Source organism: uncultured Algibacter sp. (assembly GCF_947495925.1).
In the GTDB taxonomy this organism is placed as follows: domain Bacteria; phylum Bacteroidota; class Bacteroidia; order Flavobacteriales; family Flavobacteriaceae; genus Algibacter_E.
In genome coordinates this window covers 473,745-499,909 of sequence record NZ_CANMAU010000003.1, presented here as the reverse complement: position 1 = coordinate 499,909, position 26,165 = coordinate 473,745, and the positions used below count along the sequence as shown (strand labels likewise).

At 33.1% G+C, this 26,165-nt stretch carries 19 protein-coding genes; 7 read left to right on the top strand and 12 right to left on the bottom strand.

Annotated elements, in window-relative coordinates; all coding sequences use genetic code 11:
• Nucleotides 1-32 precede the first annotated feature (32 nt).
• From Q0857_RS08515 to Q0857_RS08490, 6 genes are all read right to left on the bottom strand, one after another.
• Entirely contained in the window at nucleotides 33-2,951 is a 2,919-nt protein-coding gene (locus Q0857_RS08515) for a glycoside hydrolase family 3 N-terminal domain-containing protein (RefSeq protein ID WP_298533823.1), read from the bottom strand.
• A 480-nt stretch (nucleotides 2,952-3,431) separates the two neighbouring features.
• Nucleotides 3,432-3,917, bottom strand: a complete 486-nt coding sequence (locus tag Q0857_RS08510; protein WP_298533821.1) for an ABC transporter ATPase — start codon at nucleotides 3,915-3,917, stop codon at nucleotides 3,432-3,434.
• Nucleotides 3,918-3,954: 37 nt separating this feature from the next.
• Entirely contained in the window at nucleotides 3,955-4,746 is a 792-nt protein-coding gene (locus tag Q0857_RS08505; protein ID WP_298533819.1) for a (Fe-S)-binding protein, read from the bottom strand.
• A 115-nt stretch (nucleotides 4,747-4,861) separates the two neighbouring features.
• Nucleotides 4,862-6,175, bottom strand: coding sequence for a (Fe-S)-binding protein (locus tag Q0857_RS08500; protein WP_298533816.1), 1,314 nt, complete (start codon nucleotides 6,173-6,175; stop codon nucleotides 4,862-4,864).
• A 2-nt stretch (nucleotides 6,176-6,177) separates the two neighbouring features.
• Nucleotides 6,178-7,125: an MlaD family protein gene (locus Q0857_RS08495; protein WP_298533813.1), complete on the bottom strand. Its 948-nt coding sequence runs from the start codon at nucleotides 7,123-7,125 to the stop codon at nucleotides 6,178-6,180.
• 50 nt (nucleotides 7,126-7,175) lie between these two features.
• The gene (locus tag Q0857_RS08490; RefSeq protein WP_298533810.1) at nucleotides 7,176-8,285 is read right to left on the bottom strand and encodes an N-acetylmuramoyl-L-alanine amidase; all 1,110 of its coding nucleotides are present in this window, start codon (nucleotides 8,283-8,285) and stop codon (nucleotides 7,176-7,178) included.
• A gap of 191 nt (nucleotides 8,286-8,476) precedes the next feature.
• Here Q0857_RS08490 and Q0857_RS08485 point away from each other — a divergent pair, with 191 nt between their 5' ends.
• Together Q0857_RS08485 and Q0857_RS08480 are read left to right on the top strand one after the other, a co-directional pair.
• Nucleotides 8,477-11,251, top strand: coding sequence for a putative LPS assembly protein LptD (locus tag Q0857_RS08485; protein WP_298533808.1), 2,775 nt, complete (start codon nucleotides 8,477-8,479; stop codon nucleotides 11,249-11,251).
• Between the two features lie 60 nt (nucleotides 11,252-11,311).
• Nucleotides 11,312-11,692 (top strand): RidA family protein, encoded by a 381-nt coding sequence (locus Q0857_RS08480; RefSeq protein WP_298533805.1) that lies wholly within the window; start codon nucleotides 11,312-11,314, stop codon nucleotides 11,690-11,692.
• 3 nt (nucleotides 11,693-11,695) lie between these two features.
• Here the strand turns inward: Q0857_RS08480 and Q0857_RS08475 are convergent, their stop codons facing one another.
• The gene (locus tag Q0857_RS08475; RefSeq protein ID WP_298533802.1) at nucleotides 11,696-13,078 is read right to left on the bottom strand and encodes a response regulator; all 1,383 of its coding nucleotides are present in this window, start codon (nucleotides 13,076-13,078) and stop codon (nucleotides 11,696-11,698) included.
• A gap of 164 nt (nucleotides 13,079-13,242) precedes the next feature.
• Between Q0857_RS08475 and Q0857_RS08470 the strand changes: the two genes are divergently transcribed.
• The gene (locus Q0857_RS08470; RefSeq protein WP_298533799.1) at nucleotides 13,243-14,283 is read left to right on the top strand and encodes a GMP reductase; all 1,041 of its coding nucleotides are present in this window, start codon (nucleotides 13,243-13,245) and stop codon (nucleotides 14,281-14,283) included.
• Between the two features lie 15 nt (nucleotides 14,284-14,298).
• Here the strand turns inward: Q0857_RS08470 and Q0857_RS08465 are convergent, their stop codons facing one another.
• From Q0857_RS08465 to Q0857_RS08445, 5 genes are all read right to left on the bottom strand, one after another.
• Nucleotides 14,299-15,519, bottom strand: coding sequence for an ATP-binding cassette domain-containing protein (locus Q0857_RS08465; RefSeq protein WP_298533797.1), 1,221 nt, complete (start codon nucleotides 15,517-15,519; stop codon nucleotides 14,299-14,301).
• Between the two features lie 27 nt (nucleotides 15,520-15,546).
• Entirely contained in the window at nucleotides 15,547-16,407 is an 861-nt protein-coding gene (locus Q0857_RS08460; protein WP_298533794.1) for an N-acetylglucosamine kinase, read from the bottom strand.
• An 81-nt stretch (nucleotides 16,408-16,488) separates the two neighbouring features.
• Complete coding sequence (gene gap / locus Q0857_RS08455; RefSeq protein WP_298533791.1) at nucleotides 16,489-17,493, bottom strand: type I glyceraldehyde-3-phosphate dehydrogenase; 1,005 nt, start codon at nucleotides 17,491-17,493, stop codon at nucleotides 16,489-16,491.
• Between the two features lie 17 nt (nucleotides 17,494-17,510).
• Nucleotides 17,511-18,497 carry a 6-phosphofructokinase gene (gene pfkA, locus Q0857_RS08450; RefSeq protein WP_298533789.1) on the bottom strand — a complete coding sequence of 329 codons (987 nt, stop codon included), beginning with the start codon at nucleotides 18,495-18,497 and terminating at the stop codon, nucleotides 17,511-17,513.
• Between the two features lie 146 nt (nucleotides 18,498-18,643).
• Complete coding sequence (locus Q0857_RS08445; protein ID WP_298533786.1) at nucleotides 18,644-23,044, bottom strand: translocation/assembly module TamB domain-containing protein; 4,401 nt, start codon at nucleotides 23,042-23,044, stop codon at nucleotides 18,644-18,646.
• 169 nt (nucleotides 23,045-23,213) lie between these two features.
• Between Q0857_RS08445 and tsaD the strand changes: the two genes are divergently transcribed.
• The 4 genes from tsaD to Q0857_RS08425 are packed head-to-tail and all read left to right on the top strand — an operon-like array spanning nucleotide 23,214 to nucleotide 26,161.
• Complete coding sequence (tsaD, locus tag Q0857_RS08440; protein ID WP_298533784.1) at nucleotides 23,214-24,236, top strand: tRNA (adenosine(37)-N6)-threonylcarbamoyltransferase complex transferase subunit TsaD; 1,023 nt, start codon at nucleotides 23,214-23,216, stop codon at nucleotides 24,234-24,236.
• 22 nt (nucleotides 24,237-24,258) lie between these two features.
• A complete protein-coding gene (locus tag Q0857_RS08435; protein WP_298533782.1) occupies nucleotides 24,259-24,978 on the top strand; it encodes a 16S rRNA (uracil(1498)-N(3))-methyltransferase in 720 nt (239 codons plus the stop codon).
• 8 nt (nucleotides 24,979-24,986) lie between these two features.
• Nucleotides 24,987-25,631 (top strand): DUF4159 domain-containing protein, encoded by a 645-nt coding sequence (locus Q0857_RS08430; RefSeq protein ID WP_298533780.1) that lies wholly within the window; start codon nucleotides 24,987-24,989, stop codon nucleotides 25,629-25,631.
• Between the two features lie 29 nt (nucleotides 25,632-25,660).
• A complete protein-coding gene (locus tag Q0857_RS08425) occupies nucleotides 25,661-26,161 on the top strand; it encodes a TrmH family RNA methyltransferase (RefSeq protein ID WP_298533777.1) in 501 nt (166 codons plus the stop codon).
• Nucleotides 26,162-26,165 lie beyond the last annotated feature (4 nt).

The following is a 26,165-nucleotide window of genomic DNA, read 5'->3' as shown; positions in this document are numbered from 1 at the left end:
TTAAATACTTATAATTTGAAACTTTACGTATTTTAGTCTACAATCGCTTCGTAAATAAAACGTTGTATTTCTGTTCTAATATTTTCTTTCAAAAGTAAATTCTTCCCAGCATTAGGATACGTTCTGTTCGCCAGAAATACATAAACAATTTCCTCTTCGGGATCAGCCCATGCATAAGTACCCGTAAATCCGGAATGACCAAAACTAGTCATAGAAATACAACCACATGTAGGGCCTGCATCTCCCAACTGCGGTTTATCAAAACCAATTCCTCTTCTATTATCGTTATCACAAAAATAACAGGTATTAAACTTATCCACAGTTTCAGGTTTTAAATAACGTTTTCCTCCATAAAATCCTTTCTGTAAATACATTTGCATAATTTTGGCAACATCATTTGCATTACTAAAAACACCTGCATGTCCACCTATGCCGTTTTGCATTGCCGCACCCATGTCATGAACGTAACCATGTATTTTTTGACGTCGATAATAATCATCAACCTCTGTAGGGACTATTTTTTTACTGCTAATATTATGATACGGATTATACATCGTATAATTTGCTCCTAAAGATTCATAAAAGTGAGATTGCACCACTTGATCCAATGTTCTGTCGTAATGTTCTTCAATAAATTTCTTTAAAATATAATAAGGAAAATCACTGTAACGATATTTCAATCTATCTAACAACTCAGAATCTTTTATAATCTTTGAAATAGAGTCTTGATAATCAGTTCTTAAAAATATATTTCTAGCGACTTCAATATTAAAGGAATCTGAACTTTTAAATCTATAATACTTTTCATTAAGCATTTTGGTTACCGAATCTAACGTATGGTAATAGAAAGGTTCCCATGGTCTTAACCTTGCATAATGCGATAACATTTCCTTTACGGTAATGTTAGACTTATTCGAGTCCGTATACTCTGAAAGTAATTCTGGTAATTTTGAATCTAGAGATATTACCCCTTGCTCTTCTAACTCCATTGTTAATGGCAGGGTAGCCAATATTTTGGTTAAAGATGCTACATCATAGATATCATCAAACCCAACCTTTTCTTTTCCATCATAGGTATGTTTCCCAAAGTTTTTGTTATAAATAACCTTACCTTTTCTTGCGATTAGAAGTTGAATCCCGGGAGTCATTTTTTTTTTGACAGCATAGTTGGCCACGGAATCTATTTTCTTCAATTTTTCAGAACTCATACCAACACGTTCTGGCTCAGTATAACTCAACCTCTTAAGCTCATTATTATATATTCCAGAGTACAGTGGAAAATGATTTCCTATGGATACGGGTAACCTGCCTTTAGATGAAAGCGCTCCAAAAATTATTTGTGCCGATTTTTCTTGAGCTATTTGGCTATTTTGATAACTAACAACAATGCTTTCAATGTGATCTATGCTTTTTAAATCTGAAAGTGCATAGGGTTTTACAAAAGCGTCTAAAATAATCGTGTGCTTTTTTGAAATTTTTTCCAACCAACTCAACTCTTCCTTAGTAAATTCATATGATTTCCATGGATTAGCATTTGATCGATGAAACCCCACTATAACCAAATTATATCGCTGTAATTTTCCTTCTAAATTGTCTAAGTTATCCGCTTGTATAGCATGTACTTTGGCATATTTTTTTAATTCTTTAAAAAATGCAGATCCTGAATCGTCACCCAACTTTACATAAGCAATACTTTTAGTCTCAAGATCTTTTATTGGTAATAAATCGTTTTCATTCTTGACAATAGTAATGGCATTCTCAAATAACTCTTCATTAAGTATATCGTCTTTTAACCTATTTAAATCATGAGATAGATCCTCTATAGAGGTTGGCTCATAATTATTAAGACCTACCTTATATTTTGCTTGAAGAATTTTTTTAACAGAATGCTCTAAACGTGCTTCACTAATTTCCCCATTCTCAAAAGCTTCCATAATTTTGGCTACACCTAAACCAACATCCTCAGACATCAGCATAACATCATTTCCTGCTTTAAAAGCTACTAAATCAATTGCTCCAGTTTCATCAAAGTCGGCCGCACCTTTCATGGTGAGTGCATCGGTAAATATAAGACCCTTAAAACCTAATTTTTCCTTTAGAATATCGGTAACAATATGCTTTGATAATGATGAAGGGTAACCCTGTTTAATTTCTAAACTTGGTACATTTAAATGTGCTACCATAACGCTTGAAAGCCCCTCGCTGATTAGTTTTTTGTACGGATATAATTCGATAGAATCAATACGTTTTTCGGTAAAACTAATAGTTGGTAAGGTTTCATGAGAATCTTGATCTGTGTCTCCATGACCGGGGAAATGTTTCGCATTCGCCAAAACACCCGCACTTTGCATACCCTTCATAAACGCTAAAGCCTTTTTTGTCACATCATCCCTATCTTCTCCAAACGAACGATTACCTATTATGGGATTCTTAGGATTCGTATTTATATCTACAACAGGAGCAAAATTGAAGTGCATTCCTAAACGCTTACAATGCTCTCCTATTTGTCTTCCGGTTTGCTCAACCAATTTATTATCTTTTATGGCACCTAAAGTCATATTCCAAGGAAAAGCATAGGTTGAGTCCAAACGCATACTTAACCCCCATTCAGCATCCATTCCTATTAACATAGGCACTTTTGATAATTCTTGAAGCTCATTATTTAATTTGGCTTGTCTATAAGGACCACCTTTCGAGTAAATAATTCCACCAATACAATAGTCTTGGATAATTTGCTTAATTTTCTTCTTATCCTCATCGCTCTGATTAGACATGACCTGAACCATATATAACTGTCCTACTTTCTCAGACAAAGTCATGGAAGCATAAACACTATCTACCCATTTTTGTTGAGCCGATATATCTTCAGATAATAAAGGATTTTTTATATTTTGACTAAAGCTATAAACCGCTGAGGTTAAAACAAATAGTAATAAGTAAATTTGGCGCATATAAGGAATTCGTTAAGACAATTATATAGTATTACAAATACTAATAACCGTGCCAAATTAACACTTTTAAAAGAAGATAAAAAGACTTTAAGACAGATTTATAAAGTTTTTAAAACCATATAACTAAAGATAACTACATTAAAGATGAATTGTTTCCTTTATTAATCTCCATCATTATCCGTAGGTAATACCGAAACAGATAAGATACTTGCAGCATCTACAGAAAAGTATTTTACCAAATCAAACAAATCATTATGCAATGATTCTACTTTCGTTTTATCATCTGCAATTGCAACATATAAGCTTGTTTCAATCGCATCAATATCAGCGTATACTTTCTTAAACGCCTCATTTATTTTGTCTGAAATTAAATTAGATTCTCTTAAAAGAAAACACCAACCTTATTTAGAATAATTCTTAATTATAATAAAAATCGTAAAAAAACCGTTTGAAATTTAATATTTATCAAACGGTTCCGTATTATTTTATAAATCGACTATGCCAACTCTCGCTTGCCGGAACTTCCCAGTTTTCATTAAATTCTGAAATATTGGTCACCAAATTATTAAAAACTATGGTATTTTTTGAGATGGCTTTATCTTTAGCCATCTTTCTGAAGTCGGATAAGGACTTATAGGCTACATACTCCCCCTGCTTGTAAGACACATTCATTTTATCCATTAAATCGACGTTGTACTCTTTCTCTAATTGTTGAATAAAATGAACTGAGGCGTCAATAGAACACCCCGTAGCAGCATTCATACTTTGGTTTAAACCTAATATTATAAATCGCTTATATTTAATAGTATACCCCGCTTGCAAATCTCCACCATGCGCTGTCCAGTTTTCAATAAACGTATTTAATTTGACTTGAATCTCTTCAAGTTCTTGTTCTGAAAATGAACGGTTAGCCTGGTAAATCCAAACTCTTGATTCTTCTGGTAATGTATTAAAATCTACTAGCATTTTTAAATTAATAGGTTACTATTTATGATTTTATGAATTATAAATCTTGTGCGTTTGCTATAAGTTCTGCAATGTCCATAACATCAACATCACTTTCTTTTTCTTTGGCTTTTACACCATCAGTCATCATGGTATTACAAAACGGGCATCCTGCTGCAATAATTTCTGGTTTAATATTTAGCGCCTGTTCGGTACGTTCAACATTTACTTCTTTATCTCCTTTTTCGGCATCTTTAAACATTTGAGCCCCTCCTGCACCACAGCATAATCCATTTTTACGGCAGTTTTTCATTTCTACTAATTCAGCCTCTAATTTCTGAATTAAATCTCTTGGTGCTTGATAAACGTTATTTGCACGTCCTAAATAGCAGGGATCGTGAAATGTAATGCGCTTACCTTTAAACTTACCTCCTTGAATAGTTAAACGACCTTCATCCAGTAATGTTTTTAAAAACTGTGTATGATGCATAACCTCATATGTTCCTCCTAAACCAGGATACTCATTTTTAATTGTATTAAAACAATGCGGACATGCGGTTACTATTTTTTTTACCTCGTAAGCGTTTAATACTTCTATATTGGTTACAGCCTGCATTTGAAACAAAAATTCATTTCCTGCGCGTTTGGCTGGGTCTCCTGTGCAACTTTCTTCTGTACCTAAAACTGCGAAATCTACATTGGCATTGTTTAGAAGTTTTACGAAAGCTTTTGTTATTTTCTTTGCTCTATCATCAAAACTTCCAGCACAACCTACCCAAAATAACACCTCCGGTTGTTTTCCTTGAGCCATATATTCGGCCATTGTTGGTACTTTAAGTGTCTCGCTCATATGCTTGATATATTGTAGTTCGTATTTGCGTTAGGGATTGAGCAATTGTTGGAGCTCTTCTTTGAAAGCGACTTGCGAAAGCCCGCCCCCTTTGGGTAACGCCCAAATTAACTTATTATTCGTTTTTCCAGTTTAGTCTGTCCATTTGATTATACGGCCATGGTGCTCCATTATTCTCGATATTAGTCATCATGTTATTTAATTCTGTTGGAGCTGCTGACTGTTCCATCACTAAATAACGACGCATCTCTAAGATAATAGATAAGGGATCGATACTTACAGGGCAGGCTTCTACACAGGCATTACACGAGGTGCAAGCCCATAACTCTTCTGTAGATATATAATCATTAAGTAATTGCTTACCGTCTTCTTTAAATTCACCTTTATTGGCATCTATATTTTTCCCCACTTCCTCTAGGCGGTCGCGAGTATCCATCATGATTTTACGCGGTGATAACTTCTTGCCGGTTTGGTTTGCAGGACATTCGCTTGTACAACGCCCACATTCTGTGCAAGTATATGCATTAAGCAATTGTACCCAATTTAAATCTTGCACGTCACTAGCTCCAAATTTTTCAGGAACATCTTCTTCTGCGCCTTCTTCTGGTGCTGCAAATGGATCTGCATTTGGGTCCATCATCATCATAACCTCTTTGGTTACTGCTTCAACATTTGTCATTTGACCTTTTGGCTTCAGGTTGCCGTAAAACGTATTTGGAAATGCTAGTAGTATATGTAGGTGTTTTGAAAAATACAGGTAATTCAAGAAAGTAAGAATACCAATAATATGCAACCACCACGCCCCTCTTTCAATTGTATGTAATGCACTATCAGAAAACCCACTAAACCAGAGCGCTATATGCTTGCTTATAATATTTCCAGAATCTAAGGCTTGAAATTGTAAATCTGCGGCATTCATAATTAAAAACAGAGACATCAATACCATTTCAAAATACAAAATGAAATTTCCATCATTCTTAGGCCAGCTGGTCATTTCGCTTTTCCAAAAGCGTGCCAATTTTATAATGTTTCTTCTAATCCAGAATATAATTACGGATACAAAAACTAAACATGCTAAAATTTCAAAAGTGCCTATTAAAAACCCATAAACCGATATAGGTAAAACTCTTAATCCAACTCTATGTGTTCCAAATAAACCATCTAAAATGATTTCTAGAACTTCCATATTGATTATTATAAATCCAACGTATACGATAACATGTAAAATTCCCGAAACTGGTCGACGTACCATTTTACTTTGCCCTAAGGCAATCATTATCATATTCTTCCAACGTTGTGGTTTATTATCACTAACATCAGTATCTTTTCCAAGCTTAATATTTCGAATAAGGCTTTTTACATTTTTAGCAAAATAGCCAATAGCTACTATTAGAATTATTGCAAACAAAATATTTGGTAGATACTGCATGATTATTTAGTGTCTTCAACCTCTTCTTCGTAAGGTATTTCTTTTTTAGATAATACTCTAGTATAGCGTTTTGGATGCAACTTTATATCTTTTAATAAAGCTTCAAGCTCACTAGTAGCACCAGCAAGATTATTGTATAACTCTTCATCTTTTAAGAGTTTACCCATAGTTCCCTCTCCATTATCCATGGCTGTAAGTGTCTTATTAAAGCTATTTAAAGTCTCCTCCAAACTTTTAATAGTTTCATCTATATTAGAATCGGATATCGTTTTAGTGATATCGGCCATATTACTTGTAATCCTACTTGCATTTGTTAAAACACTATCAATATGCTCTTGATTATCTTGAATCATCTTATTAAGAGATGTCGATGTATTTTTAAACGAAGCCATTGTTGAACTAAGTTCTGCAATACTCTTCTTTAAATTATCTTTTGTTTGTTCATCAAAAACGTCATTCAAGTTATGGAGTAGCTCATCGGCACTTGCCATCATGGTTTCAATTTTTTCCTGTAGTGGCGTTAACCTTTGATTAACCAAATCGGTTAAGCCTGCTTTTTTACCGCCTTTTAGATAATCTCCATATTTAGCAATTGCGGCGTTATCAAAAGCTGGCATAATAGCAATAGCTTTCCCTCCAATAAGACCAGTTTCATAAAGTTCGGCACTACTGTTTTTAGAAAACTCAAAATCACTATCAACTAAGAGCTTAACCACTATTTTTCCTGAACCATCTTCTTTAAAATAAATATCAAGTACTTTACCTACAGGCAAACCACTTATTGTTACAGGCGTTGAAACTACCAAACCTTCAACATTCTCATATTCTGTAAAAAAAACACGGGAAGAATTTAGTAAATTTTCACCCTTTAAATAATTAAACCCAAAAATAAAAAGAATGATTCCTAATATTGCGAGTATACCTGTTTTAACTTCTCTGGTTATTTTCAAAATAGCTATGTTTGAAAAACAAATTTAATATAATTTTAAAAAGAACTAGACTAATTAGAAGTTGATTTTAAAGCTTCAGACAAAGGGATTTTCTTTCCTGCTTTAAAAGCCACTATATAACTGGATGCATAACCTTTGCTTTTAGCTTCTTGTACTAAACGGTTTGCCGCTTCATAATTTGAACAGTTCCCATAAAAATATTTGTATAAGCTACCTTCCTGAATTTTTGAAATTTCAGATAAACCTTTAAAATTATATGGTTTAGTCTCTAAAGATTTCGAACTTGCTGAAATTTGTACCCTAAACGTTACGCCTCTTATTTCTTTCTGTCCATTGGCTATAGTTTCTTCTGTTGTATTTAAAATAGTATAATCGGTAATATTTTTATCTAATCCTAACTTGTATTCTATAATCGCATCTTTTATAGCAGTTGACATTTCTACCTGCCCCTTTTTAGAGCTTAAATAAGCCCCTTCCCTTTTATTGGTTAAAAAACCTAACTCTACTAAAACACTTGGCATAACTGTTTGATGCAAAACAATAAAACCAGCCTGCTTTACCTTACGGTTTTTACGTTTAAGCTTATTTGCAAAATTATTTTGGATTAACCCTGCTAGCTTGATGCTTTGATCTAAATACTCCTCTTGACTTAATAATATACTCATTACAGATTCGGGTGAATTCGGATCAAAACCAGCATAATTTTTCTCGTAATCCTCCTCAAGGAATATTACAGAGTTTTCCTTTTTCGCCACTTCAAAATTCGTTTTATTTCTGTGTGTTCCCAGTACAAATGTACCTGCCCCATAAGCCTGCGTATGATGCGAATCGCAATGAACAGAAACAAACAAGTCTGCCTTAGCTTTATTAGCTATTTTACCACGAACAAAAAGATCAATAAATTCATCTTTTTGTCTTGTATAAATCACCTTTATATCTTTATTCTTTTCTAACTCCTTACCTACCGCCAAAACAATTTTAAGAGCTATATCCTTTTCTTTATAGCCATTACCCAGATTACCTGGGTCTTTTCCTCCATGTCCAGCATCTAATACAACAACAAATTTTTTACCTGTGTTCATTTCTCCTAACTCAATAAAAGATGAACATGTTAATACTATTATAATTGATACTAAATATAATATATTGTTCGTTTTCATGTAGTAATTTATTATTTTTTTAATCGTTCATTTTAAACCTTAGCATTTGTTATCCCACTCCATTTAAGAGCTGTTTATTATATGTTTAAACGACTAAAAAACTCGGTTTGTTACTCAATTAAAATGAGCTTAATTTTTAATTTAAATTTTTAATTGATAATTAAATCAATCACAGAAAAATATATGTAATTTTGGCTTTTCAAAAACCGAGCCATACTTTTACAAAAATACATTTAAAAGCGTTGCGTACAAACAACTTTAAAATACTTTTTGCATTAAGTTTTACAGTGTTTATCAACACGTTTAGCTACGCCCAAGACATCCCTAACAGGGGACAAATAATAGAACGAGAGGTTATAGAGCCTATTGATATTCATACTGAAACCATACTTATAAGTTCGGATAGTTTAGAGATCCCAGAACTCCCAGAAAAGAGACAAGATTCAGTTATTACGGATTCCATAAAGCCTAAAAAAGAGCTTTTGGAAGACATTGTTGTATATCATGCTGAAGATTATACGTTATTCAATAATAAATTACATCAATTATACTTGTATAATCAAGCACGGATTGAATATGGCGATATGAAAATTGAGGCTGGAAGAATTACCATTGATTATAGCACAAATACCGTATATGCCAAAGGTATTGTTGATACGCTTGACGCATACACTCAAAAACCCGTATTTACACAAAGCGGCAATGTTGTTGAGCCCGATTCTATTATTTTTAATACGGAAAGTCAAAAGGCATTAATCTATAATTCTAAAACAGAACAAGGAGAAGGCACGGTCATTTCTCAAATAACAAAAAAGGAAAATGATTCGGTTTATTTTGTTAGAAATGCAAAATATACCACTGCTGAAGATTTAGAAGATCCAGATTATTATATAAAACTAAGAAAGGCAAAAGTAGTACCAGGGAAAAAAATTGTAACAGGTTTAGCTAATATTTTTATATATGATGTCCCTACTCCTGTTGGTTTACCTTTTGGATTTTTCCCACAAACTGAAAAACAAACATCAGGTATAATCATACCTACTTTTGGAGAACAAAATGATCGTGGTTATTTTTTACAAAATGGAGGCTACTATTTTGCTATAAATGATTATGTAGATTTAACCGTTTTAGGAGATTATTATACCAACGGCAGTTGGGCGCTTCGTTTGGAAAACATCTATGCAAAACGCTATAAGTTTAGAGGGAATTTTAGTTTGAGATATGAAAGTTTTATACAAAGTGAGCGCGGTTTCCCAGATTACGCCAAAAGCACCATATATAATGTACGTTGGAGCCATAGTCAGGATTCTAAAGCCAATCCGAACTCAAGGTTTTCTGCATCCGTAAATCTTGGTAGTAGCAACTACTATCGACAATCAAATAATCAGGTAAATGTTCCTAACCGACTTAATAATACATTAGCTTCTTCTGTTTCTTACTCTAAAACATTTCAAGGCGAGCCGCAGGTAAACTTTAGTCTTACGGCTTCACATTCGCAAAACACTCAAACACAGCAAATTAACATGACCCTCCCTACATTTCAAGGTAGCATAGGAAGAATGTATCCATTTGCTTCTAAATCGGGATCGAAAAAGGGGATTATTCAAAATGTGAATTTTCAATATAACCTCCGTGGAGAGAATAGAATTCAAACCACAGATTCTTTGTTCTTTAAACCGGGGATGTTTGATGATGCTAAAGCGGGGTTTCAGCATTCCGTACCTTTAACTACCAACTTTAAAGTTTTTAAACATTTTAGTGTAAGTGCCAGTACAAACTACAATGAAGTTTGGACCTTTAAAACGGTAAACAAATATTATGACCCCATCGAAGAAGAAGAGGTTACCGAAACTGTAAACGGTTTCGATTCGTTTAGAACATATGGTTTCAGTACAAGTGTTGGAACGACCATTTATGGTATGTTTAATTTTGAAAAAGAAGGCAAAGACACCAAAATAAAGGCAATACGCCATGTCATGCGTCCTTCAATAAGTTATAATATCAATCCTTCTTTTCAGAAGTATTATGACACCTATGAAGTTATTGATGCCGATGGTAATACTTCTGGGGAAGTAGAATACACGCGTTTTGAAGAAAGTATTTTTGGTACACCAAACAAGACTTTTTCTAGTTCTGTAGGCATGTCGTTATCAAATAATTTTGAAGCAAAAGTGAGGGATAAGGATAGTACAGCAACCGAAGCCAAAAAAGTTATACTATTGAATAACTTGAATTTTTCAACAGCATATAATGTTGCAGGAGATTCTTTGAATTGGAGCCCTTTAAGAATGACTGGTGGAACTCAACTATTCAACAATCAATTAAGCCTTAATTTTGGTGCAACTCTAGATCCTTATGCTTTAGATAATAACAACAAAAAGATAGATGTTTTCAATATTGATAATGGCGGAAGTCTTTTTAGATTAACTAGTGGTAACTTAACAGCAAGTTGGGCTTTTTCTAATAAAGGAGGCGACAAAAAAGGTAAGCGTCAAAACATGCAAGAAAACGAAGCGGGAGGTGGACGAGATGATGATTTATTTGGTGTATCTGAAGATTTTTCTAGGGCTCAAAAAACTAATGTTGAAGAAGATGATGATGATGAAAAGAAACCTGAGGCTTTTTATAACCATAAAATACCATGGAGTTTAAGGTTAGCTTATGCCGTAAATTATTCCAATACCAGAAGGCAGAATGAAATATCATCACATTCCCTTATGTTTTCTGGAGATATTCAGCTTACTGAAAAATGGTCTATTGGTGGTTCTTCAGGTTATGATTTTAAAAATGCGGGGTTTACACCTACTCAGCTTAGATTTGCTCGTGATTTACAAAGTTGGAGAATGAATTTTAGTTGGACCCCTTTTGGTACATATAAGTCATGGAACTTCTTTATTGGTATTAAGGCAAGTATGCTTCAGGATTTAAAATACGAAAAACGTAGACAGCAAGACATTCAATTGTAAATAACATTGGAAGAAAATGCTGGAATACATCCGAAAACAGTAAATCAAATATAACGAGATATGAAAACTATAATAACGACTAAAAATGCCCCTTCTCCTATTGGACCTTATAATCAAGCCATTTTAACTGGAAACACTTTGTACACATCTGGACAAATTGCAATTAACCCAGAGTCAGGTAAACTTGTTGTAGATGATATCAAAAAGGAAACCACTCAAGTTATGAATAATTTGGAGGCTGTACTTGATGCTGCTCATATGAATTTTGATCATGTTATAAAATCGTCAATTTTTATAAGCAATATGGATGATTTCAGTATGATTAATGAAGTTTACGGAAGCTATTTTGAAGATGCTAGTGCACCAGCTCGTGAGACTGTTCAGGTAGCTAGATTACCAAAAAATGTAAATGTAGAAATTAGCGTTATTGCTGTAAAATAAAAACTAAGCCTTTACTTTTGTATTGGAATACTTAATAAGTAAGGCTTTTAATTTTGCTACTTCAATTGGCTTTGCAAGAAATTCATCTATACCAGCACGTTTGGCCTTTTCTATATCCTCTTCAAAAGCACTTGCGGAAACCGCAATTATTGGTGTTTTACGAGAATCGAATTTTTTAGTCTGTTTAATATACTTAGTTGCTTGATACCCATCCATATCAGGCATATAAATATCCATGAAAATCATATCAAAATCAAGAATTTTATATAAATCCAAGGCCTCAACACCATTTTTTGCAAAAGTACAGTCTGCTCCTTGCCGCTCCAATAAAAACTTAATTACTTTTTGATTAGTTACATTATCTTCAGCAACTAAAACTCTAAACCTATTTTTAAAAACAGGCTTCGTTTCTGCGACATCTGCCTTAAGACTAAGTGTTTTTTTAAGCTGAAGACTAAAATAAAAGGCAGAACCTTCATTTTCTTTAGTCTCTAATTTTAAATCACCCCCCATAAGCTTAACCAGCTGATTAGAAATGGAAAGACCAATCCCCCCTCCTCTATAATCTTTCATCATAGAAGTATCATAGTTTAATTGTGAAGATGCCAGTACACGTTTTACTTCTTCTTGCCTCATACCAACTCCTGTATCTTTAACATAAAACGTAATAATTTGAGCATCATCAATCCCTACAGTTTGATCAATAATGACAGAAATTTTTCCTGAATTAGTGAACTTAATGGCATTATTAATTAAGTTAATTAAAACTTGTTGAATCCGAGATATATCAGCAAGCACCAAAAATTTATCATTCGCTTCTGATAAAAATTTATACTCAAAGTCCAGACCTTTATCTAACATTTGATACTCAAAAATCTTAAACAATTTTGATAAATCTGCTTTTAAATCGACCGTTTCAAGATTAAGCTTAACGCCTCCTTGTTCTACCTCAGCATTATTTGTTACCATATTCACTAGCTGTAATAAATGCTTTGATGAATATTCAGCTATTTCAACCTGAGCTCTTTGATCAGAATTTAAATCTGTCTGATTCAACATATTTAGCATCCCCAGAACAGTATTTAGAGGAATACGAATTTCATAACTCATATTTGATAAATAAATAGATTTATGATCAGCAAGTTTTTCAGCTGACTCCAGACTATCTTTCAGCCCATCAATTCGGAGTCTTAAACTATTCTTTATAACGTCGTTTTTAAGTTGATTCTTTAAGAAATACTGTAAACCAAATACCTGAATTATGGCTAAAACAAATAAAAATATAGCAGCACTTTCGGTATAGATTTTCTTCTCCAGAAAAAAGTAACCTATAATAAGAATAGCTGCTATGCACATAAAAATAAAAAAAGATAATTTCTTTTTCATTTTTATGGCTCTAATAAACTTTGGGACTAAATTCATTTTATATCGCCTAAATTAACTTATTTATAAATATACTAATTTAAAGAAACTATAATACTTAAACCTTGGCCATAATTGATTTAAATTTTATTAATTTTAAAATCAAAAACAACCCGAAACCATTATTTATGAGAATAGAGTATGATGTTAAATTAGGCTTTAAAGACGTTATGATTCGTCCTAAACGATCAACACTTAAAAGCAGATCTGAAGTAAGCTTAGAGCGTGAATTTAAATTTTTGCATAGCCCAATGCTTTGGTCAGGTGTTCCTATTATGGCCGCAAATATGGATACAGTAGGTACTTTTGATATGGCCACAGCTTTATCAGAAAAAAACCTTTTTACGGCAATACACAAACATTACTCGATAAGCGAATGGCAAAAATTTTTAGACTATTCACCCGATAATATGAAATCCAATATTGCTATTAGCACTGGTATAAGTGCTAATGACTCTGAAAAGTTAAAACATGTTCTGAGTATTAATCCTAATTTAAAATTTGTATGCATAGATGTCGCAAACGGTTACTCTGAGCATTTTACAGAATTTGTAAAGCGAACGCGTACAGCATATCCTGAAAAAGTCATTATGGCAGGAAACGTTGTTACTGGAGAAATGGTTGAAGAATTACTCCTTTCTGGTGCAGATATTGTTAAAGTTGGTATTGGTCCTGGTTCTGTCTGTACAACACGGGTAAAAACTGGTGTTGGGTACCCGCAACTTTCGGCGATAATAGAATGTGCTGATGCCGCTCATGGCTTAGGAGGTCAAATAATTAGCGATGGGGGATGCACTACACCAGGGGATATTGCTAAAGCTTTTGGGGCTGGAGCTGATTTTGTTATGCTAGGTGGTATGCTTGCAGGTCACGATGAAAGTGGTGGAGAAATTATAAAAAAGAATAATGAATCCTTTAAAAGATTCTATGGCATGAGTTCTTCAACAGCGATGGAAAAACATGTAGGTGGCGTTGCTGATTACCGAGCCAGTGAAGGTAAAACTGTAGATGTGCCTTATAAAGGTAACGTTGAGCATACTATTCAAGACATATTAGGCGGATTACGCAGCACATGTACTTATGTTGGTGCCTCTAGGCTTAAAGAATTAACCAAACGAACAACTTTTATAAGAGTGAATGAGCAAGAAAATAGAGTTTATAATTTATAACGCCTCCTACCATGCTTAAACGATTTTACCTGTCGAACCGCTTATTCCTGGTATAAGTTCATAAATCTTATCGGGATTAATATGCTCTTCTTTTCTATGTGATACATAAATAATTGCAGTTTCGCTTTCTGCTGCTATTTTGTTAACTAATTGAGCAAACATTTGGGCATCGGTATCATCAAGACCATTTGTAGGTTCGTCCAAAATAAGCAAAGGTGGATGTTTTACCATAGCTCTTGCAATTAAAACAAGTCTTTTATAGCCACTTGATAAAAAAGAAAAACTTTTATTCTTGATACTTGTCATGTTTAAAAGTGCTAACCATTCATTCGCAATTTTAAGTTGACTATCAGATGGAAAGGTATACAAACCTATGGAATCTAAAAAACCTGAAACAATCATACTCTCTATAGAATCCCTTCTCTTAAACCCTCTTAACATCTCCGAAGAATAGAAACCCATATTTTTTTTGATATCCCAAACCGACTCCCCACTACCCTTTTTTATCCCAAACAAAGTCATATCTGCCATATATCCTTTTGGGTTATCTCCTGAAATTAAAGACAAAATAGTACTTTTACCAGAGCCGTTAGGACCAATAAGTTGCCAAAATTCTCCAGGTCTGATAGTCCAATTAATATGATTTAAAATGGCTCTCGTACCATAACTCACGGAAACATTGTTCAAATGAATTAAGCAATTATACCTTGTTGAACTTACCGCTAATGGCTGTGGTAAATCCTTAACAAAATGGGTGCGAAAAGTTTTGGTGTTTTCTAAAGTATCTAATAATTGAAGTTCCCCTTCTTTAATCGTATAAACATCTCTTATAAAGGGTAAAATATCTCTTTTTCTTGTTGAAATTTGAATGATTTTTGTCTTATGTCTCAAATTTTCCAACCTAGTAGTCATCTTAGATTGGGCAGATACATCTAAACAATCAAAGACGTTATCAAGTATAATATAATCTGGAAGTTTCTTTGATAAAATATGGTTTAACAGAGCTCTTTTACGTTCACCTTCAGACGAATTCTTTAAACTATTATTAGTTTTAGTTTGTACATCAAAATGTCCATGCCGCTCCTCTTCTTCAATAAAACGATTTAACGTTATTTCGGAAAAAACAGCTCCTTTCAAAGTTTTCAGTTCAGGAATTAATACCCCAGAATTAATTTTACGTAGGAGTAGCTTTTTATTTTCATTATTCGAAATATAAACAGCTATATGCTTCTGCACAAAAAATTAAAATTAAATATCTAAAAATTACAAATCTCTGGTATGAAAAGGTACGAGACCATCAATTGGTCTACGCTCAAAATTGCCAATCTTAAATCCCATTTCCTCTCCAACTTCCTTAATCTCTTTTTGGGCGAAAAAAGCAATAGACCCCGCAAAATGAACAGGTACTGTTTTCAATTCTTCCTTATATTGTAATATCATGTTTTTCGCAAATACTCTAATACCGTTTTTAATAAGGTTTATAGTATATTCTGAATCTTTATGTAGGAACATAAATTCTGCGAAGTTTGCCAAATAAGCATTTGGACTAGGTTGCTTATATAAATTGTATTTTATAAAGTCGGCATCCATATTAAATTTTGCTCCGAATGCAATTTTTACATTCTCTGGCATATGATTAAAATAGTAATCTCTAATTAATTGTTTACCATAATAGTTACCAGATGCATCGTCCATTAGTGTATACCCTAATGATTTAACACGTTGATGTAATTTTTCACCATCATAGTAACTGCAGTTAGAGCCTGTACCTAAAATACAAACAACGGCGGCTTCTTTTGGGTTATTAATTGTTGCATAAACAGCAGCTAAAGTATCCTCATTTACTTCAATATGGGCATTCGTAAACATTTCTTTTAACACGCCATGTAATAACTCTCTAGCGTTGTCTGTACCACAACCAGCTCCATAAAAAAACACATGCGTTACTATCTCCCTGTTTTTCTTTAAATCTTTACTTTTTCTAATTATTTTACCTAGCTTTTTGTCACTCAAAATGGCTGGGTTAAGTCCTTTTGTCCTAACCTTTTCCATTAATTTATTTCCGTTATTATCTACAGCCAACCAATCTGACTTTGTAGAACCACTATCAACAATTAAAATCATAAGTTTAAAGATAAAAAAACTCCACAGAAAACTGTGTTATAAACACAATAGTTCTGTGGAGTAAGTATTAATAATTTAATATTATTTTACAGATGCAATGTGTTGTGCTAAATCAACTAATTTAGTTGAGTAACCAAACTCATTATCATACCAAGATACTAATTTGATGAATCCATCATTTAAAGCCATACTTGCGTTTACATCGAATGTACTTGTTTTCGGTTCAGATACAAAATCTTGAGATACTACACCTTCTTCCGTATAACCTAAAACACCATTTAATTCATTTTCAGAAGCATCTTTTAAAGCGCCTTTAATTTCATCCCATGATGCTGGTTTTTCAAGACGACAAGTTAAATCTACTACAGAAACATCAACAGTTGGTACTCTAAAAGCCATACCTGTTAATTTTCCGTTCAATTCAGGAATTACTTTACCAACAGCTTTTGCAGCTCCAGTTGAAGCTGGTACAATATTATTTAAAGATGCACGACCTAATCTATAATCTTTTCTAGATGGTCCATCAACAGTAAATTGAGTTGCCGTAGCAGCGTGAACTGTTGTCATTAATCCTTCAGCAATACCAAATTTATCATTGATAACTTTTGCTAAAGGTGCTAAACAGTTTGTAGTACATGATGCATTAGACACAATAGTATCAGCAGCTGTTACCTCGTTATGGTTAACTCCCATTACAAACATTGGTGCATCTGCAGATGGTGCAGAAATAGCAACTTTCTTAGCTCCAGCGGTAATATGAGCTTGTGCTTTATCTAAAGTGGTAAAAATGCCTGTACAATCTAAAACGACTTCTGCTCCAACAGCATCCCATTTCAAATCTTCTGGGTTACGCTCAGCAGTAATTCTAATTTCATTTCCATTAACAACCAAGTTTCCATTGTTTGTTGAAATACTTCCATCAAACTGTCCGTGAACAGAATCATACTTTAATAAATAAGCTAAGTGCTCTACATCTAATAAATCATTAATTCCTACCACTTCAATATCTGGTCTTGAAGCTGCTACTCTAAAAGCAATTCTACCTATTCTACCAAATCCGTTAATTCCAATTTTTAATTTTGACATAATCGTGTTTATAAATGTTAAGTGCTCATGATATCTGAGACACGCAATAATTCTAAGTTTATTTTAGTTTTTCCTTTTATGGCATTGTCTAATGGTGTTAATTCCATTTTACCATTTAACAATCCAACCATATAGTTACTTTGCCCATTCAATATAGCTTCAACAGCTTTAACTCCCATTCTACTTGCTAATACTCTATCAAAACACGAAGGAGCTCCGCCTCGTTGCATATGACCTAGAACCGAAACTCTAACATCATAACCCTCCATATTCTGATCTACATAATCTTTAAGCTCAAAAATATTTTTACCTATTTTATCCCCTTCAGCTACAATTACAATACTAGATGACTTTCCAGATTTTCTACTTTTGTTAAGAGACTCTACTAATCGATCTAAACCTAAGTCCTCTTCAGGAATCAATATTTCTTCCGCTCCACCTGCAATTCCAGTATTAAGTGCAATGTGCCCAACATCTCGTCCCATAACTTCAATAAAAAAGAGTCTGTTATGTGAACTCGCTGTATCTCTAATTTTATCAATGGCATCAACTACGGTATTTAATGCTGTATCAAAACCTAATGTATGTGATGTGCCAAAAATATCATTATCAATCGTACCTGGAATACCCATTACTGGGAAACCAAATTCTTGATTAAAAATAAGTGCACCAGTAAAAGAACCATCTCCACCAATAACTACTAATCCTTCTATCCCTGCATCTAACAACTGCTGATGTGCTTTTTTCCTTCCTTCTTTAGTTCTAAACTCTTTAGAACGTGCAGATTTAAGAATTGTTCCGCCTTTATTAATAATTCCTTTAACACTTCTGGCGTCCATTATTTTAAAATCGCCAGTAATCAATCCTTCATAGCCCTGATAAACACCATAACATTCTACATTATGAAAAGCACAAGTCCTTACAACCGATCGAACTGCTGCATTCATTCCTGGAGAGTCGCCTCCAGAGGTTAGAACTGCTAATTTTTTTATTGTTTTTGGCATTAATTTCTTTATTTATTAGGGTAAAATTACTAAACTAAAACCACTTTTCTATAACTTAAATCATATTTTAAGAGGACTTTAAAAACTATAACGTTTTAGTTGATAAATAAAACCTTAATTAACTCAAAATGACCGAAAAACAAGCTTTATTTCTTTGTGGAAGACTTCATTGTGATGTAATCAGGAAGGTCACTTTCATTCGTCTTATCAGTTTTTTCTTCTTCAATCTCATCATCGTCATCAGGTTTCTGAAAAAGCTTTTGAAGCAGCTCTTTAAAAGTATCAAAATCCACACTATATGAAATTCCAATACCTTGAGTATAACCAATATCTTCGCCAAAATTTCTAATGCTATTTTCTTTATTAAAAACTTGAGCTCTTAAAGTACCTTCATCATTTAGTAAAAATGAAATTTCAACATCTCCCGCTATTACAGTTTGGGTCTGACTTTGCCCTCGTCCAGAAATAGGCACACCTACTTTTCCGTTAATAGAAACTCGATCACTTATTTGGGTTTGAAGTGTAAATCCAAATCTATCATCGGTTTGATAATCTGGGTTGTTTTGACCAGCTTCATAATTAAGACCTATATTTAGCTTACCATCACCATTGGAAAAAATATTATTTACAATGCCGTTAAGTCGATCTGCAATAGTACCAGATATATTCAAATTAGTTCCTGCTCCTGAAAATGAATTGGTTGAGATTAAATACAAGGCTTGATTTTGTTTTTCCTCTTGAGTCTGCAACCTATAATTCAACTCAGATTTAATCGTTGAATTCACATTTGGAAATTCAAAATCAAATTCAGGTTCTGGTTGCTCTAAATCTCCAACCAAGGCTATTTGAAGCTCAACAGGAATACTTCTATTAATGGGACTATCTAATAAAGGAGATGGATTTGCTTGTGTTTTATAAATAGCTAACATATCTATTTGCGCCTTTAAAGGGTCTCCTTCCCAAGCAATAGTACCTCCAGGTTGCACAATAAACTGTTTGCGTATAATACCACCATAAGCAAAATTATAAACACCTTCAAATACTGCAAAATCTCCCCACATATTGAATTTCCCATTGGTATTAATTTCAACAAGAATACCCCCTCTTCCTTTTCCTCTTAACGAATGCCCTGTACTTTTATCTATAATTAATTCAACTTCTGCATCTTCAGTTAGATCTAAATCAAAAGCAAGTTCTAATCCTTCTATTTCATTAACCACAATCTCAATACCTTCCTCCTTTGCTCTTTTTTCTTCCTTAGTCAAAAAATGAATATAGGTGTTATCTCCAAACGATGTAGCATCGTTTAGCGGTATTTTAAAAACTGTACCGCGTTCAGTAACCCCTATTACGCTAATAACCAACTGTTCTGTTGGTCCACTAATACTTGCTCTACCTCCTATAAATCCTGTTCCATAATATAAGGATTCTTCCGATTCTTCAGTATCTAAAACCAACAGTCTTGATGTATTAATATTCAAACCTAAGCTCCAATTTGAAAAATTCATGTGACTTATAGTGCCGTTTAGTCGACCTTTAGACTTATGCTTCACATCGGTAATTTGAATATCATTAAATTGAAAGGTTTGATTATATAAGCTTACAGATGCCTTATCATTAAAATCATAATCAACATTAAGGTAAGGCACACCTAAACCGGCCTTACTCAGAATCAGCTCACCGTTAATATCAGGTTTTTTTAAGTTACCTTCCACCTTAACATCTCCAGATGCAGTACCTCGTATATTTGACAACACTCCATCTAGCAAAGGGTTTAAAGGAAATAGGTTAAACTTATCAAAAGCCAAAGTAACATTTATATTAGACTCGTTTTCAAATACATTAATATCTCCTGTAGCACTAAATGAATTTGTATTATCATTTTTAATAGTCGCATCAACTTTATAATTGCTTAAAGACTCATTTCCTTGAATGCTAGCATCAAAAGACCCCAGTAAGAACTTATTCACTTTAAAATTGTCTACAACAATATTTGAGTTAGGCAAATAACTTCCATTTTGCTGTAAAACATCCAATTTTCCATTTACATTTCCATCTAACCTCAAACTGTCAATATCTGGTGTTATTTTTTGCAAATCAACATCTGTGAAATTCAATTTAAGGTCTTTTTGAGTTGAATCCTTAAGGAAACCTTTTATTGTTATTTCTTCATTTCCGTGATTAATTCTAAATCTTTGGATGTCAAGTTTTGTTAGTTTTTTATCAAATGAGAGTTTATGTAGGCTGTCATTATCTTCATTAATCAACCACTTATTATTTTTTATTGTCACATCTGATTTTCTAAACCCAATAACCGATTCGTTTTTCTGATTTATCGTGTGATAAAAGTTCAAATTGTATTCATCTTTATTTCTTTTACCCCCACTAAACTCAGAACGCATAAATAACGTATCATTTACAGTAACATTGATCAAATTAAAATTAGAAACGTTATAATATTTTGTATTTAAACTATCTACCTCGACATAAGTATCAAATACGGGATTGCTGTTATCTACTTGAAGCTCAATATTATTAGCAAAATATTCGTTCACTTTAATTTTGGGAGACTTGAAAGTTAACTTAAACTGTTTTTCATCACTTTCAACACGGCCTCTAATAAATGTATTTTTACCCAACTCAATATCAGGATAAATAACTTCAACAATCTTATTATAAATTTTGAAATTAAAATCTATATTCTGATCCGAATCTACTTTATTAGGAATATAATTTGAATACACGTAACCTAATGAGTTCTCAAAAAGCTTTTTTACATCTCTTAATCTAAACTTACCTTTTAGTTCGCCTTCAATAATATCGGGAGAATTTATTGAGACGTATCGTGTATCGCCATCAAACCTAGAGGCAGCATAAAAGGAATTGAATTTGTATGTGTCATTTTCGTTTTTGTAAACGGTATTTTTAAAAATTATTTTACCCGAGGCATCATCATAACTTCCGGCATTCATATTCATTCTAACACTACTTTTAAAAATAGATATGCTATCTTTTTTTACAAAATTTAAAGCATTCAAATTCGCATAATCTACCACAGCCTCAAAGTCATACTTTTTCACATATTCTGAAAAATCAACAAATCCCGTAAAATTTAGACTTAGGTTTTTATCGTTAACAATTAAATTTCCATCAAAAATTCTATCCATGACGTTCCCTGAAACTTTAACTCCACTATAGTTATAGTCATTATATTCTAATTGAAAAACATCACCGATAACCTTCGTGTCCAAATTTTCAGCGGTAAACCCCTTTCCATTAACATCTAAATTAAGAGAACCAAATCCTACTTTTGGGTCGTTTAAAAACGTACCAAAATCAAATTCTTCTAAAACTACTTTTCCTTTGTAAGACGCATTGTTGATATCATTAATTTTATTAATCTCTAAATTAGAATCAATAAAACCTAACTCAGTTTTAATATTCATATCTGCAACAACCGTTGACGATGTAATTTGGGCTGTACCAACAATACCAAACTCGCCAAGGCTATCAAACGCCTTTGGTATAGATGCACCTAAAACATTGGGTAATAAGGCTTTTAAATCTTTATATGTTGACGATAAATTTCTAAAATTACCGTTCATATAAAAATTATCTGGCTCCTTGTTAAATAGGTTTTTAAAATGTATATCACCATAAACTTTGGTGTTTCTACTCGACGTTAATCTAAGATTTTTGGTTTTCAAATCATTTAAAGTACCTGATATATCGACACTAAATTTTGCAGATTGATTAACCCCAAACTCGTTGTAAAAGACATTAAGCTCATCTAACTTAACATTAGAATCTTTAAAATTCGCCTTTACTGCGACCTTATCTGTAAAAAACTGTAAATCTTCTCGCTTATATGAAAACTGTAAATCTCCTTTTAAAACTGATGAAGGCGTATGCAATTGAAGATTAGCAAACGTCATATCACTTAAAGTATATGAAAAGTCGGTCATTAAATTTTTCATTTTCAGACCCCTGCTGTCCATAAAATTTAATGTATTAACGCGCATGCTTACATCACTTCCATAAATCAAAAAATTGGTAGCATTTATATTTAAATCACTAAAATTAAACAACTCAATAGTCTGCAGATTTTCATCAGACATCGTAAACTTTCCATCGTAAATAGACACATCGCTTGATGACAATAAAAAGGTGCTTTTCTCTTCACTAGGGTTATCACTCTCAAATTTGTTTACAAAAAAATCAAGATTAGTGTCTCTCTCACCCTTGTATGTCTTAATATTAAAAATAAGCCCCTCGATATCAATATCGCCAAATACTAAATCTCCTTTTGATAAATTACTAAAATTAAGAATAGAAGTATTTAACTCAACAATATCAATAAGTGTATCATTCTGATAATCTTTAACTAAAATTTTTTTCAATTCAATATCTCCATTGAACTGCATGCTTATTTTATCAATATTAATATTGGTTTTAAACTCTTCATTAAGCTTTTTAGTTGCATAATTTCCAAGTCCAGTTTGCACAAAAGGAATAGACAGTACTAACACCAATATGACGAATAACAACAGGAATATTCCTATTATTTTGAGTAGTATTTTAAAAAACTTCTTGATAGGACTTAAAGTTATAACTTTATATTAAGAATAAACTACATTTGCATTTACAAATAAAAGCTCCAAATTAAGACGTTTATTCGTTTTCAAAATTAACAATTATTGTGCCTAAATTTCATTAATGTCTTCACAAAATATTTATATTCTAGGAATTGAGTCTTCGTGCGATGATACAGCAGCATCGGTAATACATAACGGTCGTATTTTAAGCAATGTTGTGGCCAGCCAAAAAATACATGAAGAATATGGAGGTGTGGTACCTGAATTAGCTTCAAGAGCGCATCAACAAAATATTGTTCCCGTAGTCTCTCAAGCTCTAAAACAAGCTGGTGTTGATAAATCAGAGTTAAGTGCTGTTGCCTTTACCAGAGGTCCAGGGCTTATGGGCAGTTTGTTAGTAGGCACATCGTTCGCTAAATCATTAGCCTTTGGGTTAAACATCCCTTTAATTGATGTAAACCATATGCAAGCCCATATTTTGGCACACTTTATTGACGAAGAAGGTTTTGAAAAGCCTAGTTTTCCATTTTTGGCAATGACTATTTCTGGCGGACACACACAAATTGTAAAAGTCGCTGATTATTTTGATATGGCTGTTATTGGCGAAACCATTGATGACGCCGTTGGTGAGGCATATGATAAAAGTGGAAAAATTTTAGGATTAGGCTATCCTGCTGGCCCAGAAATAGACCGAAGAGCACAATTGGGAAATCCAAAAGCTTATACATTTACAAAGCCAAGAGTTGATGGTTTAAATTTTAGTTTCTCTGGTTTAAAAACAGCCATTTTATATTTTATACAACGAGAAGTAAAAGCAAACCCTAATTTTATATCCGAAAACCTAAATGATATTTGCGCTTCTATCCAGTATACTATCATTGGCATTTTAATTGATAAATTAAAATTAGCAACAAAAAAAACAGGTGTTAATCAAATTGCAATTGGTGGTGGTGTTTCAGCAAATTCTGGAATTAGAAAAGCTCTAAAAGATGGAGAGGAAAAGTTTGGTTGGAAAACCTATATACCAAAGTTTGAGTTTACAACAGATAATGCTGCTATGATTGCAATTGTAGGTTACCTAAAATACTTAAACAATGATTTTTCTAAACAAGATATTGTGGCTTCCGCCAGATTAAAAATATAATTTTCATTTATATATTAGCTTCATGCAACTTTTTTATAATCCTGATATCACAGAAAACACAGCACAATTCACTTTTCCGAAAGAAGAAAGTAAACATATTGTAAAAGTATTGAGAAAAGTATCTGGTGATACCCTAATAATCACTAATGGGAAAGGGTGGTTGTTCTCTGCAGAAATCATCTTAGCAAAGATTAATAAATGTACGGCTCAAATTATTTCAAAGGAAATACAACCAAAACGCAGCTACAATTTACACCTGGCTGTCGCTCCTACAAAAATGAATGATCGATATGAATGGTTTTTAGAAAAGGCTACAGAAATAGGTATTGACAGCATCACCCCTATTATTTGCGACCATAGCGAACGGAAATTTATAAAACCAGAACGCTTTGACCGTATTTTGCAATCGGCAATGAAGCAATCTTTAAATTGTTATTTGCCAAAATTAAATAATGTACTATCGTTTAAGTCTTTTATAAACCAAGAATTTAGTAGCTCCTTATTTATAGCTCACTGTGAAGAGACGCAAAGAAAATCCTTAAAAGGAGAAATTAAAGCCAATACCCCAATAACTATAATGATAGGTCCGGAAGGAGATTTTTCTCCTAAAGAAATTGAATTGGCAACTAAAAACAATTTTATTCCAGTAACTTTGGGAGAAACTAGATTGCGAACAGAAACGGCTGCCATTGTAGCCTGCCATTCTGTAGCATTTACAAATGAGACCCTGAATGGGCAATAAATTTTACAATGAAGTTAATATTTTCTTTATTTGTTTTTTGTGTTTTCACTCTTTTCTCTTTTAGCCAAGAACTTGCTATTTTAAAATATAAAGGTGGTGGGGATTGGTATGGCAACCCTACAGCATTACCAAACCTGATAAAGTTTTGCAATACGAATATTAACACTAAATTGGACTCTAAGCCCAAAACGGTTGAAGTTAGTAGCCCTGATATTTTTCAGTTTCCATTAATACACATGACTGGACATGGCCATGTTTTTTTTAGCGAATCTGATGCTGAAAACTTAGCTAACTATTTAACCTCGGGAGGTTTTTTACACATCGATGATAATTATGGTATGCAACCCTATATTACTAAGGAGCTTAAAAAGGTCTTTCCTGATAAAGAATTGGTAGAAATCCCAACTAACCATCCTATATTTAGTATCGTTTATAAATTCCCAAAAGGCTTACCCAAAATACATGAACATGATGGTAAACGGCCTCAAGCTTTTGGTATTTTCCAGGAAGAACGACTAATCTTATTATTTACATATGAAAGTGATTTAGGAGATGGTTGGGAAGATCAAGAAATACATAATGACCCGTCTGATATGAGAGAAAAAGCATTGAAAATGGGTGCCAATATTGTAAAGTATGCTTTTGAAAATTAGCTTTATAAACCCGTAAAACAAATAGAAGATTGCAACTCACCCACTACAACACCAATTTCAAGCGACGTAAATTTCCAATAACCTTAGTTTGCGATCATGTTACGAACGCCCCTAACATTGGAAGTTTATTTAGAATTGCAGATGCTTTTGGCATTAAAAAACTTATTCTCTGTGGTTCTGATATTACCTTGGGTCGGAAAATGGCAAAAACAGCAAGGTCTACTGAAAAAGTAGTTGAATATAACATATGCGAATCGGCATTGGAAACTATAAAAACCTTAAAAACATCAGGGCATCAAATTATATCTTTGGAAATCACAAGCACGAGTAAGCCGCTGCATACTTTTATGTTTTCCACTAAAAAACCAATAGTCATTGTAATCGGTGATGAGAGTTTTGGAGTATCAGATGCAATATTAAAAGAATCGAACCATGTTATTCATATAGACATGTATGGCCATAACAGTAGTATGAATGTGGTTCAAGCAGCAAATATTACTTTATATGAAGCCATTAAGCAATTACTTTAGTCTC